This is a genomic window from Nesterenkonia populi (genome assembly GCF_007994735.1).
Classification (GTDB): Bacteria; Actinomycetota; Actinomycetes; order Actinomycetales; family Micrococcaceae; genus Nesterenkonia; species Nesterenkonia populi.
The window spans coordinates 304,605-320,826 of the sequence record NZ_VOIL01000001.1 but is presented as its reverse complement, the minus strand read 5'-3'; the positions used below and the strand labels follow the sequence as shown (position 1 = coordinate 320,826).

At 70.1% G+C, this 16,222-nt stretch carries 15 protein-coding genes and 1 tRNA gene; 8 read left to right on the top strand and 8 right to left on the bottom strand.

Features of this window, described 5'->3' with window-relative positions; translation table 11 throughout:
- Positions 1-2: 2 nt before the first annotated feature.
- On the bottom strand, positions 3-1,385 hold the full coding sequence (gene radA / locus FWJ47_RS01515) for a DNA repair protein RadA (protein WP_147103206.1): 1,383 nt from the start codon (positions 1,383-1,385) through the stop codon (positions 3-5).
- 61 nt (positions 1,386-1,446) lie between these two features.
- Positions 1,447-2,439, bottom strand: coding sequence for a phosphatase PAP2 family protein (locus tag FWJ47_RS01510; protein WP_147103204.1), 993 nt, complete (start codon positions 2,437-2,439; stop codon positions 1,447-1,449).
- Positions 2,440-2,492: 53 nt separating this feature from the next.
- Between FWJ47_RS01510 and FWJ47_RS01505 the strand changes: the two genes are divergently transcribed.
- Both FWJ47_RS01505 and menD read left to right on the top strand, forming a co-directional pair.
- A complete protein-coding gene (locus FWJ47_RS01505) occupies positions 2,493-3,539 on the top strand; it encodes an o-succinylbenzoate synthase (RefSeq protein ID WP_147103201.1) in 1,047 nt (348 codons plus the stop codon).
- The gene (menD, locus tag FWJ47_RS01500; protein WP_147103199.1) at positions 3,536-5,500 is read left to right on the top strand and encodes a 2-succinyl-5-enolpyruvyl-6-hydroxy-3-cyclohexene-1-carboxylic-acid synthase; all 1,965 of its coding nucleotides are present in this window, start codon (positions 3,536-3,538) and stop codon (positions 5,498-5,500) included. The genes FWJ47_RS01505 and menD overlap by 4 nt, the downstream gene beginning before the upstream one ends.
- Here menD and FWJ47_RS01495 read toward each other — a convergent pair.
- Positions 5,482-6,759: an isochorismate synthase gene (locus tag FWJ47_RS01495; protein ID WP_147103197.1), complete on the bottom strand. Its 1,278-nt coding sequence runs from the start codon at positions 6,757-6,759 to the stop codon at positions 5,482-5,484. The genes menD and FWJ47_RS01495 overlap by 19 nt on opposite strands.
- 45 nt (positions 6,760-6,804) lie before the next feature.
- On the opposite strand from FWJ47_RS01495, the gene FWJ47_RS01490 reads away from it, so the two are divergent.
- Entirely contained in the window at positions 6,805-7,521 is a 717-nt protein-coding gene (locus FWJ47_RS01490; RefSeq protein WP_281289229.1) for a demethylmenaquinone methyltransferase, read from the top strand.
- A gap of 11 nt (positions 7,522-7,532) precedes the next feature.
- On the top strand, positions 7,533-8,588 hold the full coding sequence (locus FWJ47_RS01485; RefSeq protein WP_147103195.1) for a polyprenyl synthetase family protein: 1,056 nt from the start codon (positions 7,533-7,535) through the stop codon (positions 8,586-8,588).
- Between the two features lie 60 nt (positions 8,589-8,648).
- Here the strand turns inward: FWJ47_RS01485 and FWJ47_RS01480 are convergent, their stop codons facing one another.
- The 3 genes from FWJ47_RS01480 to FWJ47_RS01470 are packed head-to-tail and all read right to left on the bottom strand — an operon-like array spanning position 8,649 to position 10,465.
- A complete protein-coding gene (locus FWJ47_RS01480; protein ID WP_147103193.1) occupies positions 8,649-9,152 on the bottom strand; it encodes an HIT family protein in 504 nt (167 codons plus the stop codon).
- A gap of 2 nt (positions 9,153-9,154) precedes the next feature.
- The gene (locus FWJ47_RS01475) at positions 9,155-9,589 is read right to left on the bottom strand and encodes a hypothetical protein (RefSeq protein ID WP_147103190.1); all 435 of its coding nucleotides are present in this window, start codon (positions 9,587-9,589) and stop codon (positions 9,155-9,157) included.
- Positions 9,590-9,598: 9 nt separating this feature from the next.
- Positions 9,599-10,465 (bottom strand): M48 family metalloprotease, encoded by an 867-nt coding sequence (locus FWJ47_RS01470; protein WP_147103188.1) that lies wholly within the window; start codon positions 10,463-10,465, stop codon positions 9,599-9,601.
- Positions 10,466-10,611: 146 nt separating this feature from the next.
- Between FWJ47_RS01470 and FWJ47_RS01465 the strand changes: the two genes are divergently transcribed.
- On the top strand, positions 10,612-11,871 hold the full coding sequence (locus FWJ47_RS01465) for a Na/Pi symporter (RefSeq protein ID WP_147103186.1): 1,260 nt from the start codon (positions 10,612-10,614) through the stop codon (positions 11,869-11,871).
- A 124-nt stretch (positions 11,872-11,995) separates the two neighbouring features.
- Here FWJ47_RS01465 and FWJ47_RS01460 read toward each other — a convergent pair whose 3' ends face one another.
- Positions 11,996-12,484, bottom strand: coding sequence for a YajQ family cyclic di-GMP-binding protein (locus tag FWJ47_RS01460; protein WP_147103183.1), 489 nt, complete (start codon positions 12,482-12,484; stop codon positions 11,996-11,998).
- Positions 12,485-12,722: 238 nt separating this feature from the next.
- On the opposite strand from FWJ47_RS01460, the gene FWJ47_RS01455 reads away from it, so the two are divergent.
- On the top strand, positions 12,723-13,955 hold the full coding sequence (locus FWJ47_RS01455) for a cobalamin-independent methionine synthase II family protein (RefSeq protein ID WP_147103181.1): 1,233 nt from the start codon (positions 12,723-12,725) through the stop codon (positions 13,953-13,955).
- A 158-nt stretch (positions 13,956-14,113) separates the two neighbouring features.
- Here FWJ47_RS01455 and FWJ47_RS01450 read toward each other — a convergent pair whose 3' ends face one another.
- Entirely contained in the window at positions 14,114-14,500 is a 387-nt protein-coding gene (locus FWJ47_RS01450; RefSeq protein WP_147103178.1) for a thioredoxin family protein, read from the bottom strand.
- A 94-nt stretch (positions 14,501-14,594) separates the two neighbouring features.
- Here FWJ47_RS01450 and FWJ47_RS01445 point away from each other — a divergent pair.
- Positions 14,595-14,676, top strand: a tRNA-Tyr gene (locus tag FWJ47_RS01445).
- Positions 14,677-14,876: 200 nt separating this feature from the next.
- A complete protein-coding gene (locus tag FWJ47_RS01440) occupies positions 14,877-16,220 on the top strand; it encodes an aminotransferase class I/II-fold pyridoxal phosphate-dependent enzyme (RefSeq protein WP_170228424.1) in 1,344 nt (447 codons plus the stop codon).
- Positions 16,221-16,222: the final 2 nt, after the last annotated feature.

Genomic DNA, 16,222 nt, shown 5'->3' with positions numbered 1-16,222 from the left:
GTCTATGACGATGCCTCGAACAGCAGGCTCATCGCCTCCGCCAGCGAGCCGACCTCCCGGACCTTCAGGCCCTCCGGAGGGTCCTCGGCGCCGCCCCGGGGCACCAGGGCGTGGGTGAACCCGAGCCGGGCGGCCTCCTGCAGGCGCCGCTGCAGCCCGGTCACCGGGCGGACCTCGCCGGCCAGGCCCACCTCCCCGAAGGCGAGGAACCTGTTGGGCAGGGACTTCTCCAGCGCGGCGGAGGCCACCGCCAGTGCGACGGCGAGGTCCGCGGCGGGCTCGCTGATCTTCGCCCCGCCGACGGTGGCCACATATGTCTCGGACTTCATCAGCGCGGCGAGCTTGGCTCGGCGCTGCAGCACGGCCAGCAGCATCGAGACCCGGGGGGAGTCCAGGCCGGAGACTGCCCGGCGAGGCTGGGCAGCCTGAGACTCGGCGACCAGAGCCTGAACCTCTGCGGTGAGGGGCCGGCGGCCCTCCAGAGAGATGGTGATGCAGGTGCCGGGAACGCGTTCGGCCATGGCGGAGACGAACAGCCCCGAGGGGTCGGCCAGAGATTCGAGGCCGTTCTCGCCCAGGTCGAAGCAGCCGACGTCGTCGGTGGGCCCGTACCTGTTCTTCACGGCGCGCAGCAGGCGCAGGCGGGAGTGCCGGTCGCCTTCGAACTGGCAGACCACGTCCACCAGGTGCTCCAGCACCCTGGGCCCGGCGATGCTGCCGTCCTTGGTGACGTGGCCGACGAGGATGGTGGTCATGTTCCGTCGCTTGGCGGCCTCGATCATCGCTGCGGTGACCTCGCGGATCTGGGTGACCCCGCCGGGGGAGCCCTCCACCTCCGCGGAGGAGAGCGTCTGGACCGAATCCATGATGGTCAGCTGCGGGTCGGTCCTCTCGATCTGCCCGAGCGCCTGCCCCAGGTCTGACTCTGCGGCCAGGTAGAGGTGGTCGGAGAGCCCGCTGATCCGCTCAGCGCGCTTCTTCACCTGCGCCGCGGACTCCTCACCGGTGAGGTACAGCACTGGCTGGGAGCTCCCGTGCCGCTCCGCCACCGCGGCGGCGGCCTGCAGCAGCAGGGTGGACTTCCCGACGCCGGGCTCCCCGGCCATGAGGATCACCGCGCCGGGAACCAGCCCGCCTCCGAGCACCCGGTCCAGCTCTCCGACCCCGGTGGGACGGAACTCTGCGACTGAGGAGTCCACCTCGCCGATCGTCGTCGCCGGGCTGGCCACGCTGGCGGCCGCGGCGGTGCGGGCGGTGAGTCCCGCGTCCTTCTCCTGCACGCTGCCCCAGGACTGGCACTCCGGGCAGCGGCCCACCCATTTCACGGTCTGCCAGCCGCATTCGGCGCACTCGAAGGCAGGCGCGGAGGACTTCTTCTTGGCCATGCTTCAGAGGGTATCCCTCGTCCCGGACACGCCGCTCGGCGTTGCTGTGCGGCGGGAGGCCTCACACCCGATAGAGGTGAGCGAAGTTCTCCGGGATCGGGTAGCGGATCTGCTCGGCCTGGGTGCTGGAGGAGGGGACTCCGCGCTGGCGGCGGCCGGCCTCTGAGGCGAACAGGCTGATGCCTGCGCCCGCCACCATGAATGCCGGGCCCCCGGAGAGCAGCGCACCCGCCAGCCAGTGCCACAGGGTCGGGTCCTCAGCGCCGTCCAGCAGGCCGGACCAGCCCCCGCCGAAGAGGAAGCTCAGCCCCGCGGACGCGGTGAACAGGATTCCGAGAACCCAGCACAGCGCCGCCGCCGGAGCAGCCGTCGGCGGGTTGTCGATGAGGACCGTGTTGCGGTTCGGGTCGGCGCGCATGATCGCCCAGCCGGCGATCAGCCCCCATGCCGCCACCACCAGGTAGGCGGCGATCATGTCTGAGGGCCGGTGCCAGTCCTCAATGAAGATGTAGGTGCCCCAGCCGCCGGCCCACACCGCGGCCAGCAGGCCCATGAAGGGGCGCTGCCGGGGACTCGCCACCAGGAAGACGGCGACGGCGGCCGAAGCGGCGAGGGTGGTGTGCCCGCTGGGCAGCGAGTTCGGCAGGTCTGCCTGGGTCAGGAACGCCGAGACGTTCCGCCCGTCCTCGACAGGCTCCCGCTCCATCCAGCCGTACTTCATCACCTGGGTGGTGATGTTTGCGGCAGCAGCGCTGCCCAGGGCGATCAGCCCGGCGATGAACTTCTGCCGAGTCAGCACCAGCAGCCCGAAGAGGATCGCCGGCGGGGTGAGGATCCACAGGCCGGTCCAGAAGCTCTCGCCCTCCTCCCGCGGCAAGTACGGCAGCGGGTGCTCGAAGTGCACGGCGGTCAGCCGCGGCACCGTGTCCACCACCTGGCCGAGCGTGGTGCGGACGAAGATCTCATAGGTTCCGATGAGCAGGGCGCAGCACACCAGGATCCCGGCGATCCACAGGCCTGTGCGGCGGGCAGGCGGACGCAGCGTGCTCGACATGCACAGAAGTATCCCAGCTTCTGCCCCGCCCGCGGCAACATAGGGTGAGAAGCATGCCGGACCGTGTCGCAGACCTGCCGCCCCTCGAGGAGCTCCTGCACGAAGCCGTCGCCGTCTCCCTGCCGATGCGCACCCGGTTCCGCGGGCAGGCGGTGCGGGAGGCGCTGCTGCTGCGCGGGCCCGCGGGCTGGGCCGAGTTCGCCCCGTTCCCCGAGTACGGCGCCGAAGAATCATCGGCATGGCTCGCCGCCGCGGCGGAGGCCGGCTGGACCGGGCTGGGAGCCCCGCTGCGGGGGAGCGTTCCTGTCAGCGCGACCATGCCCGCAGTCGCCGCCGACCGGGTCCCGGAGGTTCTCGCCCGGTACGGGGACGGCATCACCACGGTCAAGATCAAAGTCGCCGAGCCGGGGCAGGGCGCCGACGACGACGTGGCCCGGGTGTCCGCCGTCGTTCACCAGCTCCCCGGGGTCAGCGTGCGGGTGGACGCCAACGCCGGCTGGGACGTCGCTGAGGCCGCCGCCGTCCTGCCGCGGATCGCCGAAGCCGCGCACGGGCGGCTCGAATACGCTGAGCAGCCCGTCCCCGGGGTCGAGGGCCTCGCCCGCCTGCGCGAGGCCCTGCACGCCGCTGGGCACTCTGTGCGGATCGCTGCCGATGAGGCCGTGCGCAAAGCTGAGGACCCCCTGCGGGTCGCCCGGCTGGGCGCCGCCGACCTGCTGGTGCTCAAGGTCCCGCCGCTGGGGGGAGTGCGTCGGGCGCTGGACCTGGTGGAGCAGGCCGGGCTGCCCGTCGTCGTCTCCTCCGCCCTGGACACCAGCATCGGGCTCACCGCCGGCCTGGCGCTCGCCTCCCGCCTGCCCCAGCTGCCCTACGCCTGCGGGCTGGGCACCGTGACCCTGTTCGAGCACGACGTCGTGGGCTCGCCTCTGCTGCCCGCGGACGGTCGTCTCGGCGTGCCCGTGCGGGACGGTGTGATCGCTGCGCCCGAGCCGGACCCGGAGCTGGTGGGCCGCGCCCGCCTCGGCCCTGAGCGGCAGGCCTGGTGGTTCGACCGCGTCCGGGCCGCACACCGCGTGCTCGCCAGTAGGATGCTGGAGTGAGTTCCCCCCGGCGTCCGTTCCGCGAGTTCGACGACTCCCACGACGCCGAATCCCTCCGGCTGGCCCGCCGCGTCATCCGAGGTCTCACCCCCGGACTGCGGCACGTCGTCGTCGCCCCAGGATCCCGGTCCGCGCCCCTGGCGTACGCGCTCGCCGAGGCCGAGCAGCTCGGCGCCGTCACCGTGCACATGCGCATCGATGAGCGCTCCGCCGCGTTCACCGCCCTCGGACTGGCCCTCGCCGTCGGGGAGCCCGCCGCCGTCGTCACCACCTCCGGCACCGCGGCCGGCAACCTGACACCCGCCGTCATGGAGGCCGACCTCGCCGGGGCGCCGCTCGTCGCCATCACCGCAGACCGGCCCGAGGAGCTGCACGGCACAGGCGCCAACCAGACCACCTGGCAGCAGGGCATGTTCGCCGGCCGGGTCCGGGATGAGCTCCACCTCGAACAGGGACTGATCCGGCAGGGGCACCTGCGGCTCGAGCCCGAGTCCCGCGACGACATCCTCGCCGCCGAAGCCCAGGTCGCCCTGCTGCTGCGCCAGGCCGGAGCCCGCAGCCGGCACGAGGCTCCCGGGCCGGTTCACCTCAACATCGGGTTCGCCGACCCGCTGGTGCCGGCCGAGCCTCCCTCACCGCGAGGCGCCGGACGCTGGGCCCGCCGGAGCGTGATCCCCCCAGGGAGACGGCAGCGGCCGCACCGTTCCGGCGACGGGGTGGTCCCGAACGCCTCTCGGCCGGCTGCCGGGACGCCGGCCCTGACGCCCGCAGGCGCTGCGGCCGCGGCCCTGAGCCCCGCTGAGCACCGCCGGTCCCGCCGGGACTTCGATGTCGCCTGGCTCGACGACAGCGCCCCCGAAGGCGCCCCCAGGATGCTTCAGGAGACGGCCGCACGGCATCGTACGGTGTTCGTCCTCGGGCACGACGCCCCCGCCGAAGCCGTCCGCATCGCCCGCCGGCTCGGCCAGCCGGTCCTCGCCGAGCCGACCTCCGGGGCGCGCTGGGCTGAGCTCGGCCCCGTTCAGGGCTACCGGCTGGTGCTGCAGGCCCCCGAAGGCACCGACACGGCCAGCCTGGTGAGCTCCGTGGAGTGCGTGGTCGTGGCAGGCCGGCCCACCCTCACGCGGCCGGTCCAGCAGCTCATCAGCCGGGAAGACGTCCGCGCCGTCCAGTACGCGCTCACCGCCGAGCCCTGGTTCACCAGCCGCCTGCCCCGCCGGGTCATCAGCGAGGCCGGCGATCTCGCCGAATTCGCCGGGGACGCCCCCGAAGGCTGGGCGGAAGCCTGGGAGGAGGCCGGGCTGACGGTGCAGCGCGCCGTGGACTCGGTCCTCCGTGACGACGACGGCGAGCTCACCTCTGTGCGCGCCGCCCAGTTCGTCGCCGAGACAGCCCCCGGCCCCCTGCTGCTCGGCTCCTCCTCCGTCATCCGGGACGTCGACCTCGCCGCCGTCCTCACCCGCCGGGATCCGACCCGCCGGGTCTACGCGCTGCGCGGCCTCTCCGGCATCGACGGCAATGTCTCCGCCGCCGCCGGAATCGCGCTCGCCGGCGGGAACCGGGTCACCGCGCTCGTCGGCGACCTCACCTTCCTCCACGACTCCAACGCCCTGCTGCACCCCAGCACCGAACGCCGCCCCACCCTGGACATCGTGGTGATCAACGACGGCGGCGGCGCGATCTTCGACCAGCTGGAGCATGGCACCATCGGCCGCCGCCCCGGTCAGGCCGAGTCGGTGGAGCGGCTCTTCGGCACCCCGCAGACCGTGGACATCGAGGCGCTCGCCGACGCCCATCAGCATGAGTACCGGTTCGCGGACACCCTCGAGGAGCTCGGCGACGCACTGGCGCACCCGGACGACCGGATCGGGATCCGGATCATCGAGCTGCGCACCGACCGCACCGGTCTGCGGGACCTCCACGCCAGGGTCCGAGCCGCCGCCTACCCCGACGCGGTGTAGGGCAGCCCCAGCGCCGAGAGCATCGGTCGGAGCTTGGACTCGGTCTCGGCGAGCTCGGCCTTCGGATCCGAGCCGGCCACAATCCCTGCGCCCGCGTAGAGCCGCACCCGGTGCGCCTCCTCCTCCAGCACGCCACCCCGCAGGGCGATGCCGAACTCGGCGTTGCCGGCGGCGTCCATCCAGCCGATCGGCCCGGCGAAGGGCCCACGGTCCAGGCCTTCCAGCTGCTCGATCAGCTGCCCGGCGGCGCCGGTGGGCGTCCCGCACACCGCAGCGGTGGGGTGCGCCGCGTAGGCCACCTCCAACGGTCCCGGTAGCCCGTCGTCGTCCGTGCGCGCCAAGGTTCCGGTCACATCGGTGGCCAGGTGGTACACGTTCGGCAGCTCAAGCAGCCGAGGGTCTGCCGCAGACTGCAGGGAGTCGGTCAGCGGGGCCAGCTGATCCCTCAGGGAGGCGACGGCGAGGTGGTGCTCCCGGCGCTGCTTCCCGTCGGCGAGCAGCGACTGGGCCGATGCCGCGTGATCCACAGTTCCGGCCAGCACCCGGGAGAACAGGCGGTCCCCGCGCAGCTGTACGAGCATCTCCGGGGTGGCGCCGAGCATCTGCCCCACCCGGTAGGTCCAGGTCTGCGGGTAGTCGGCGGCCAGGCGTGCCAGCAGCGGCCCCGCGGGAACCGGGGCATCAGCGGAGACGACGACGTCGCGGGCCAGCACCAGCTTCTCCACCGTCCCGTCGCCGATGGCGCTCAGACCGGCGGTCACCGCGCTGAGGTACTGCGCCTGCGAGCGTGTGCCTGCCTGCAGGGCAGTCCGGGGGAGGGGCGGCGGGGTCCCCGGCCCCGCGAGGCGCAGGGACCGGCCCTCCAGCACCAGCCCGTGCCGGGCCAGGACGCTGACGGTGTCGCCCTGACCGTCATCGGTGATGATCACTCGGGCGCCGCCGTCGTCGTCTGTGCGGATCAGCACTTCTGGAACCACCAGCAGCGAGGTGTACTCCGACTCCGCCGAAAAGGTCACCGAGACGAAAGCCACCAGGTCACTGTGCTCAGTCCCCAGCTCGTCCCACACCTGCGCGAGCCGCTCGAACCGGCGGGGGCCCGACGCCGTCGTGCGCGCCGCCTCGCCCAGGCCGATCAGCCCGTCTCCCTCACGCACCCACGCCGCGGAGGGCTCGAGCCCAGCCAGCAGCCCGGTGAGCTCGCGGCCGGCAAGATCCACCTCGACTGTGCGCAGGGTCAGGGGACGGGGCGCGGAGGTCATGGCCTGCCAATCCTACTCGTCGGGCGAATCTGCAAGAATGCTGGGGTGAATCCCACAGGACCCCGTGCTGGGCTGGACAAGAATCCCGACGACGTCGCCGGCATGTTCGACCATGTGGCTGAGCGGTACGACATCACCAACGACGTCCTCTCCATGGGGCGGACCAAAGTCTGGCGCCGACGCCTGGTGGAGGCGCTGGACGTGCAGCCGGGCGAGCACGTCCTCGACCTCGCCGCCGGCACCGGCTCCTCCACCGAGCCCTTCCACGACGCCGGGGCGCATGCCGTCGCCTGCGACTTCTCCGAGGGGATGCTCGCCGTGGGCCGCCGTCGCCGCCCCGACATGACCTTCGTCCAGGGTGATGCGATGAGCCTGCCGTTCGAGGACGGCCGGTTCGACGCCGTCACCATCAGCTTCGGCCTGCGGAACATCGCTGACCCGGCCGTGGGCCTCGCCGAGATGCTCCGGGTCACCAAGCCCGGGGGCCGGCTCGCCGTCATGGAGTTCTCCGACCCCACCAACACGGTCTTCCGCACCATCTATCAGGAGTATCTGATGCGTGCCCTGCCGCCGGCGGCTCGCGCCGTCTCCTCCAGCCCGGACGCCTACGTCTACCTCGCCGAGTCCATCCGCGCCTGGCCCGGCCAGGACCTCCTCGGCCGCATGATCGAGGGCGTGGGATGGTCCGACGTGCGATACCGCAACCTGACCGGCGGGATCGTGGCGATCCACCGCGCGGTGAAGACCCCCGACGCCGGATAGAGTTGCCTGCGATGACTGATCCCTCTGTGCAGACCGATTCCCCGGCGGATGCACTCACCATCAAGCTTCCCGCGGGCTTCGACGTGCTCGCGGCCGACGAGGCGCTGTCCGCCGGCATCACCGAGGCGCTGGACCAGGTCGAGGAGCAGCTCCTTGAGGCGCTGACCACCGACGATGAGCTCACCAACACCTCCGCCCGCTACCTGGCCGAGGCCGGCGGCAAACGGATCCGGCCGCTCCTGACCGTCCTGACCGCCCAGCTGTTCGACGGCGTGAATGCGGAGGTCCGGCAGGCGGCGGCTGTGATGGAGATGATCCACCTCGCCACCCTGTACCACGACGATGTCATGGACTCGGCGCCGCTGCGCCGCGGCACCCCATCCGCCCACGAGGTGTGGGGGAACTCGGTGGCGATCCTCACCGGGGACCTGATCCTCTCCCGGGCCTCCCGGATGATGGCGGAGCTGTCCCAGGAGGGGGCCCGGGTCCAGTCCCACACCTTCGAGCGCCTGGTGATGGGTCAGCTGCACGAGACCGTCGGGCCGCAGGGCAGCGAGGACGCCTACAAGCACTACCTCAGCGTCATCGCGGACAAGACAGGCTCCCTGGTGGCGGCGGCGGCCCGGCTCGGCGCCCACTTCGGCGGCGCCGAGGGCGCTCAGACCCAGCTGCTGCACGACTACGGGGAGGCCGTCGGCATCGCCTTCCAGCTCGCCGATGACATCATCGACCTCGCCGCCGACGGCGAAGCCTCCGGGAAGACCCCCGGAACAGATCTGCGCGAGGGGGTTCCCACCCTGCCGGTGCTGCTGCTGCGCGGGGCCGCCGCCCAGGGCGACGAGGCCGCCCGGGACGCGCTCACGCTCGTCGACGGGGACCTCAGCTCTGATGAGGCGCTCGCGGAGGCCGTGTCCGCCGTCGTCGCTCACCCGGTGACTGAGCGGGCCTGGGAGGTCGCCCGCTCCTGGTCTGCACGCGCCAAGGAAGCAATCGCCGACCTCCCCGACTCCACCGTGAAGCAGGCCCTCAACAGCTTCGCCGACGCCGTCGTCGACCGCGAAGGATGAGCCGGGCCCGGGGGCGTTCCTGTCCCGCGCGCTCCCGGCCGGCCCCAGAGGCGCTGGCCTTCACGCCGAAGGCCTCTTCTCCGCCAGCACCTTCTCCAGCGCCGGGCGGAGCTCCACGGCCTTCTGGGCACGGAACTCCGGGCTGAGCGGGGCGCGGACCTGCCGGTAGAGCATGTCGTCCCTCCAGCGCGGGAACACGTGCAGGTGATAGTGCCAGACGTGCTGGTTCCCGGCGGGCTCATTGTGCTGGCGGGTGCTGGTGCCCTCCGGGTCCCAGGCCAGCTTCATCGCCAGTGCGACGTCGCGGGACATCGAGCTGATCCTGGCGAGGATCGCATCGTCCATGTCGTACAGCGCCTCAAGGTGCTCCGTGGGGCAGATCATCGCATGCCCGGGATAGGGGCCGAACCCGTCGCAGGCGATGAACACCACGACATGCTCGTCCTGGTGCACCAGATCACCCAGCTCACAGCGGTTGGCCGGGTGCGAGACATCGCCGGCCACCAGGCCGCAGAACGGGCAGGCGTAGTCCGGCGGAGCGTGCGACTCCCAGGCAACGGGCAAACTTACGCCTCGTCCTCTTCGAAGGAGAACTCCAGCAGGTCGAAGAGGAACTCGCTGACCGTGGCCCCCTCCGCGGTCCACTCATGGGTGGCGTTCTTCCGGCGGCGGATCAGCGGGTCCGGCACCCTCAGGTCAGAGACCTCGATGCCCCAGGCGAAGCGCTCCTCCTCATCCTCCAGGAACAGCAGGTGGCCCTCCTCGGTCACCAGCTCGTCCGGGTCGAAGAAGAAGTGGTACGCCTCCATCAGCTCCTCGCAGCGGCCCAGCGCGAGGTAGAACTCCTCCAGCACCAGGGGCAGGCGGGAGGAATCCGGAAGCTCAGAGTCTGCCAGCAGGTCAGCAAGCTCCTCACGTGTGTACCCCTCATCCGGGGTCCACCTGTCGTCAAGGTACTTGGGGACCAGCGCCTGGAACTTCTCGTAGAGCATCTCCGCCACAGAGACAGCCTAATGCCCGGCCATGTCTTTGAGCCGCTGGATGCGGTCGTCCATGGGCGGGTGGGTGGAGAACATCTGCTTGGCACGGGGCCCGAAAGGGTTGGCGATCATCATGTGGGCATGCGCGTCGTGCTTGGGATCCTCGTTCAGGGGGATCTGCCGGATGCCGCCTTCGAGCTTGTTCAGCGCTGAGGCCAGTGCCAGCGGGTCCCCGGAGAGCTCGGCGCCGTCGGTGTCGGCGTCGTACTCGCGGGTGCGGCTGATCGCTGAGCGGATCATGCTTGCGGCGATCGGCATCAGGATCGCGGCAAGGATGGCTCCGATCAGCGCCAAGGGGCTCTGGTTCCGCCCGCCGCCGCGGCCGAAGAGGATGAAGAACTGCGTGATGGTGGTCAGGAAGCCGGCGACAGCGGCCGCCACCGACGAGATCAGGATGTCCCGGTTGTAGATATGCATCAGCTCATGGCCTGTGACGCCCCGCAGCTCCCGCTCGTTGAGCAGGTTCAGGATGCCCTCGGTGTAGCAGACCACACCCTTCTCCGGGTTGCGTCCCGTGGCGAACGCGTTGGGGGTCGGCTGGGGCGAGATGAAGATCCGGGGCGCCGGCTGCTGGGCGCGGGAGGCCAGCTCCTCCACCATCGCGTAGAGCGCCGGGGCCTGCTCGCGGGTCACGGGATAGGCCTTCATGGCCCGCAGCGCGATCTTGTCCGAGTTCCAGTAGGAGTACGCCACCGACACCAGGCCGATGATGCCGAAGATGAAGATGAACGCGGGGGTCTCCGTGGCGGCGGCGACGATCGCGCCCACCACCAGCACCATGGCAAAGAGAAAAGCGAGCAGGCCTGCAGTTCTGAGCCGTCCGTGATGGTTGTGCATACGGTCCCTTTCGCCGGTGTGGTGTGTCCCTAGGAGGGCAACATCATCGTATCCGGGGAGATTCCGCAGGGCCTCCCGCAGAAGTGTTGAGAAGTATTTGGCCGGAGTTAACCTAAAGTTCACCTTGGGTTGGGAGCGTTCATCATATGGCCGTTACCCCCGCCGAGCGACAGGTCACCGCTCGCGCCGCAGACGCCCCCGCACCCGCCATCACCAACAGCCTCGAACAGGGAAAGACGCCGGCTCCGCAGCACCAGGCGCAGACCCCCGTCAGCCGCCGTCGGGCGCTGCTGAACTGGGCCGCCGTCGCTGCCGGGGTCTACCTGCTGATCACTGCTGTGGGCATCATCGGCTCCGGATTCTCCCTGGCAGCCGGGGACCAGGCTGAGGAGCTCTTCAGCTTCGCCGCGAACCCGATCATCGGCCTGATGATCGGCATCGCCGCCACCGCGCTCACCCAGTCATCCTCCACCACCACCTCTGTGACCGTCGGCCTCGTGGCGGGCGGGCTTCCGCTGGGCATCGCGATCCCGATCATCCTGGGCGCGAACATCGGCACCACGCTGACCAACACCCTGGTCTCCCTGGCGATGGTGAGGGACAAGGACCAGTTCCGCCGCGGATTCGCCGCCGCCACGGTCCACGACTTCTTCAATCTGCTGGCAGTGGCCATCTTCCTGCCCCTGGAGATGGCCTTCGGGCTGCTCGAGCGGACGGCCACCGCCGCCTCGGGACTCCTGGGAGGCAGCGAATCCGCGGAGACCGGCCTCATCGAGACCATCCTCGGAGGGTTCGGCGCGCTGATCAAGGGCGCCACCGGCCCGGCCGGCGACCTGGTCGAGGCCGGCTTCTCCCCGCTGCCCGACGTCTGGGCCGGCATTGCGATGATCGTCTTCGCGATCGTGCTGATCCTGCTGGTCATCAACATGATCAGCCGCAAGCTCAAGGCCGTGCTGGTCGGCCGCGCCGAACGGGTGCTGCACGCCTCCGTGGGCCGCAGCCCGATCACCTCCATCGGCTCCGGCGCCCTGGTGACGGTGATGGTGCAGTCCTCATCCACCACCACCGCGCTGATGGTGCCGCTGGCCGGCTCCGGCAAGCTGTCCCTGCGCCAGATCTACCCGTTCACCCTGGGCGCGAACATCGGCACCACCATCACCGCCCTCGTCGCGGCGATGGCGTTCGACGGCGAGCTCGGCACCATCGCGCTCACTGCCGCCCTGGTGCACCTGTTCTTCAATCTCTTCGCCACCGCGGTGATCTTCGGCATCCCGGGCCTGCGGGAGGTGCCGCTGCTCGGTGCCCGCTGGCTCTCCGAGCTGGCCGCCCGCCGCACCCTCGCGGCCTTCGCATGGGTCGGCGTCGTCTTCGTCGCAGTCCCCCTCGTCCTGATCTTCGCGCTGTAGCATCCCGGCGGCGCGCGCAGGTCGCGCACGCCTCTTGGACGCGTGATCGCGGCCTTCACGCCTGAAGAGGAATGGCCGACGGCGAAGATTCTGCCGTCGGCCATTCCTTGTGCCTGCTGCTCAATCAGCGCATGTTGATGAACTGCAGGGCGGCATCGTCGAAGTCTTTGAGCAGCGCGATGACCTCCTGGAGGTCATCGCGGGACTTCGAGCTCACTCGCAGCTCGTCGCCCTGGATCTGGGCCTTCACCGATTTGGGACCCTCGTCCCGGATGGTCTTGGAGATCTTCTTGGCGGCGGCCTGGTCGATCCCCTCCTTGATCTGTCCCTCGATCCGGTATTCCTTGCCGGAGGCCTTCGGCTCCGATGCCTCGAAGGACTTCAGGCTGATGCCCCGCTTGATCAGCTTGGACTCGAACACGTCCTGGGCGGCCTTGGCGCGCTCCTCAGAGCTCGCCCGGATGATGATCGCTTCGCCGGAGAAGTCCACCTCTGTGCCGGTTCCCTTGAAGTCGTAGCGCTGTGCGATCTCCTTCTGCGCCTGGTTCAGGGCGTTGGAGACCTCCTGCTTGTCCACCTGGGACACAATGTCGAAGCTTGACTCTTTAGCCATGGGCTCACCTTTCGTCGTCGAGTGCTGTGTGTAAGATAACGTCCATAACTTAATGATGAACATTTCTCGCAGCGAGCATGCGAAGCCTCGCGACTGTAGTGGTCACCGCTGCGAACCCTTCCTTCCAAGCACCTGACGCGTGCTCGGCCGGCAAGAGGTTCGCACCGGTCGGGGCTCCACCCGGTACGGCGCTCCCTCCCACGGCTGAGCCCAACCGACACGAAAGGATGCGGCTCGCATGCCCCTCTCCCAAGACCCCTCCCAGCAGATCCTCGTCTCCCACGCCGGGTCCCTGCCCCGCACCCCCGAGCTCATCAAGGCCAACGCCGCCCGCGAGTTTGAGGAGGACGGCCTCACCCTCAGGCGGACCCCCGAGTTCGAACGGCTGCTGGCGGAGGCTGTTCAGGGCCTCGTCGCCCGCCAGGCCGCCCAGGGCGTCAGCCACCCGGGCGACGGCGAGTACGGCAAAGCCATGCGCTCCGCTGTCGACTACGGCGCGTGGTGGTCCTACATCTTCCAGCGCGTCGAAGGCCTGGAAGTCACCGGAGAGGACATCTTCTCCCAGCCCCACGTGGAGTCCAGCCCCGGCAACGTGCAGCTGACCAGCTTCCCCAACCGCCGCGACTGGGTGAAGTTCTCCGATGCCTACTCGGACCCGGACTCCGGCATCGGCACCGGCAACCACGCGACCCCCTTCCCCGCCACCGTGGGGGAGCTGAAGTACACCGGGCATGAGCAGGTCGCCTCAGACGTGAAGAACTTCCGCGCGGCCCTGGACGCCGCCGGTCTGGAGACCGGCTTCATCACTTCCCTCTCCCCGGGATCCGGCGCCCGCATCGCGGACCGCCACTACGGCGACGAGGAGGCGCACATCTACGCCTGGGCCGATGCCCTCCGGGAGGAGTACAAGGCCGTCATCGACGCCGGCCTCATCCTTCAGATCGACGACCCCTCTGTGGCAGAGAACTGGGACCAGATCAGCCCTGAGCCCAGCGTCGAGGACTACCGGAAATTCACCCAGCTGCGCGTCGACGCACTGAACTATGCGATCCGGGACCTGCCTGAGGACCAGATCCGGTTCCACCTGTGCTGGGGCTCCTGGCACGGCCCGCACACCACCGACATCGAGTTCAAGCACATCGTGGACCTGATGCTGCAGATCAACGCCAAGTACTACTCCTTCGAGGCCGCCAACGTCCGCCACGAGCACGAGTACACGGTGTGGGACGACGTGAAGCTCCCCGAGGGCAAGGTCATCGTGCCCGGCATCGTCTCCCACGCCACCAACGTGGTGGAGCACCCCGAGCTGGTCGCCCAGCGCCTGGGCCGGTTCATCGAGCGGGTCGGCAGGGAGCACGTCATCGCCTCCACCGACTGCGGCCTCGGCGGACGCATCCACCCGCAGATCGCCGACGCGAAGCTGGAGTCCCTCGCCCAGGGGGCAGCCCTCGCGACCAAGAAGCACTTCTAGCCAGTCCCGGAGGCGCAGGGGTCACGCACGCCTCTCGGCCGGCTGCGGAGGCGCCGGCCATCGTGCCTGAAGCGCGCATGAAAACGGCGACGGCGGCCCGTCACCCTCACCAGGAGGGCCGGCGGGCCGCCGTCGCCGTATCCGAAAGGAGCTGAGCGTCAGGACTGCTCGGCGTCGCCGCCCTCGGCCTGCTGCTCCTCCACCTGCTTATGGATCTCCGCCATGTCCAGGTCCTTCACCGCCTTCACGACGCCGTCCAGCTGCTCAGCGTTCAGGGCGCCGGGCTGGGAGAACACCAGAACCTTCTCCCGGAACACCATCAGCGTGGGGATCGATGTGATGCTCGCTGCGGCGGCCAGCTCCTGCTCGGCCTCAGTGTCCACCTTCGCGAACGTGGCGTCAGGGTGCTGCTCCGAGACCTGCTGGTACACCGGAGCGAACTGTTTGCAGGGACCGCACCAGTCGGCCCAGAAGTCGATCAGCAGGATGTCGTTGTCCTCGAGCGCCTGCTGGAAGCCGTCAGCGGTCAGGTCTGTAGTAGCCATGGGGCTACGGTACGCACCCGCGCTGCCGATTCGAGAATTTTTCCGCTCTTGGGTAAAGTTGCTTGGTGCCTCGAACGAGGCCTCACAACTTCATGGCAGGTTACCCGAGCGGCCAAAGGGAGCTGACTGTAAATCAGCCGGCATTGCCTACGGGGGTTCGAATCCCTCACCTGCCACAGGGAATGAGAAGGGGGACTCTGGCCACGCCAGAGTCCCCCTTCTCATTCCCCTCCCTCCTATGGGCGCTCGCGCAGCTGCCTCCCGGCCCGAAGGGCCCGTCCACATTTCCTTCGGGTCCGGTGATCACTGTGACCGGTACCCTGTTGGGCGTAGCTTCTTCACTCATGCACGCACAGAACTTCTCCCGGAGGCCCTGATGGCAGAGATCGATGCCGCCGAACTGGCGCGGCGGCTCGGATCGCGCACCCCCGCAGGCATCGCCTCCCAAGTGCAGGAGCTCATCGATGACGGCACCCTCGCCCCCGGGGCCCGGCTCCCCACCGTCCGAGACCTCGCCCAGGAGCTAGGCGTCTCCGTCGGCACCATCGCCCAGGCCTGGGGGCTCCTCCGCGAGGAGAACGCCGTCGAGACCCGCCGCCGCGGCGGCACCCGGGTGGTCGATGCCCAAGGGGCAGAGGCCGCCGGGTTCCGCGGCTTCCACGCCATCGACCTCCACGCCTGCAGTCCCGACCCCGCCCTGCTGCCCCCGCTCGAAGATGCCGCCGCGGCCGCGCTGAAGCACCCCAGCATCAACGCCTGGGGCCGCGAGTACCTCACCGAGGATCTCCGCCGCGCCTGCGCGCAGGACCTCCCCTTCCAGCCTGAGCAGGCGATCGCCGTCGCCGGCGGCGCCCGCGGGCTCTGGCTCGCCACCGCCGCCGCCGTGAGCCCCGGCGGGACCCTCGCCGTCGAGAGCCCCTTCGACCCCGGGTTCCTTGAGACCGCGCGGAAGATGGGCATCACCCTGCACGCCGTCGCCACTGACGAGCAGGGCCCCCTCCCCGAATCGCTGCAGGAGGCGCTCGACGCCGGGGCCGCCGCGTTCGTGCTCGCCCCCGCCGGACCCTTCGGGCACCAGCACATGCTCACCGAGGATCGCGCCGAGCAGCTCCGGGCGCTCCTTGACAGCACTGACGCCGTCATCATCGAGGACGACCCGCTCGGTCCCCTGGTGGAGAGTCCGCCCGCCAGCCTCGCCGCCTCCTACCCGGACCGCAGCCTCCGGGTCCTCGACTATGCCCGGGCCTTCGGCGTCGACATCCGCACCGCCGTTCTCGCCGGCCCCGAGCGGCTGATCGCCCGGGCCGTGCAGCTGCGCGCCGAAGGTCTCTCCTCGCACAGCCGGATCCTGCAGCAGATGGTCGCCGAGCTTGCCGGCTCCACTGGCCAGCGCCGCCGGCTCAAGAGCGTCCGTCAGCGCTACGCCCGCCGCCGCGAAGCAGCCGTCAGAGCCTTCGAAGCGGCTGGATTCCCGGTGGCCAGCGGCCCCAACAGCTGGAGCGTCTGGGTGCAGGTCGTCGACGAGCATCGCACCACACTCGCCCTCTCCTCCCAGGGAGTGGTGGTCGACGCGGGCAGCTCCGCCTACCTGCAGCCCGCGCAGGCCCCCAGCCTGCGGATCAGCATCGCCCAGCTGCCCGAGGACCCCGAACGTCTTGCCGAGCTCACCCAGATGGTGGGTGTGGCAGCGGCCGGCAACCTTCGCCCCACCTTCGTCTGAGC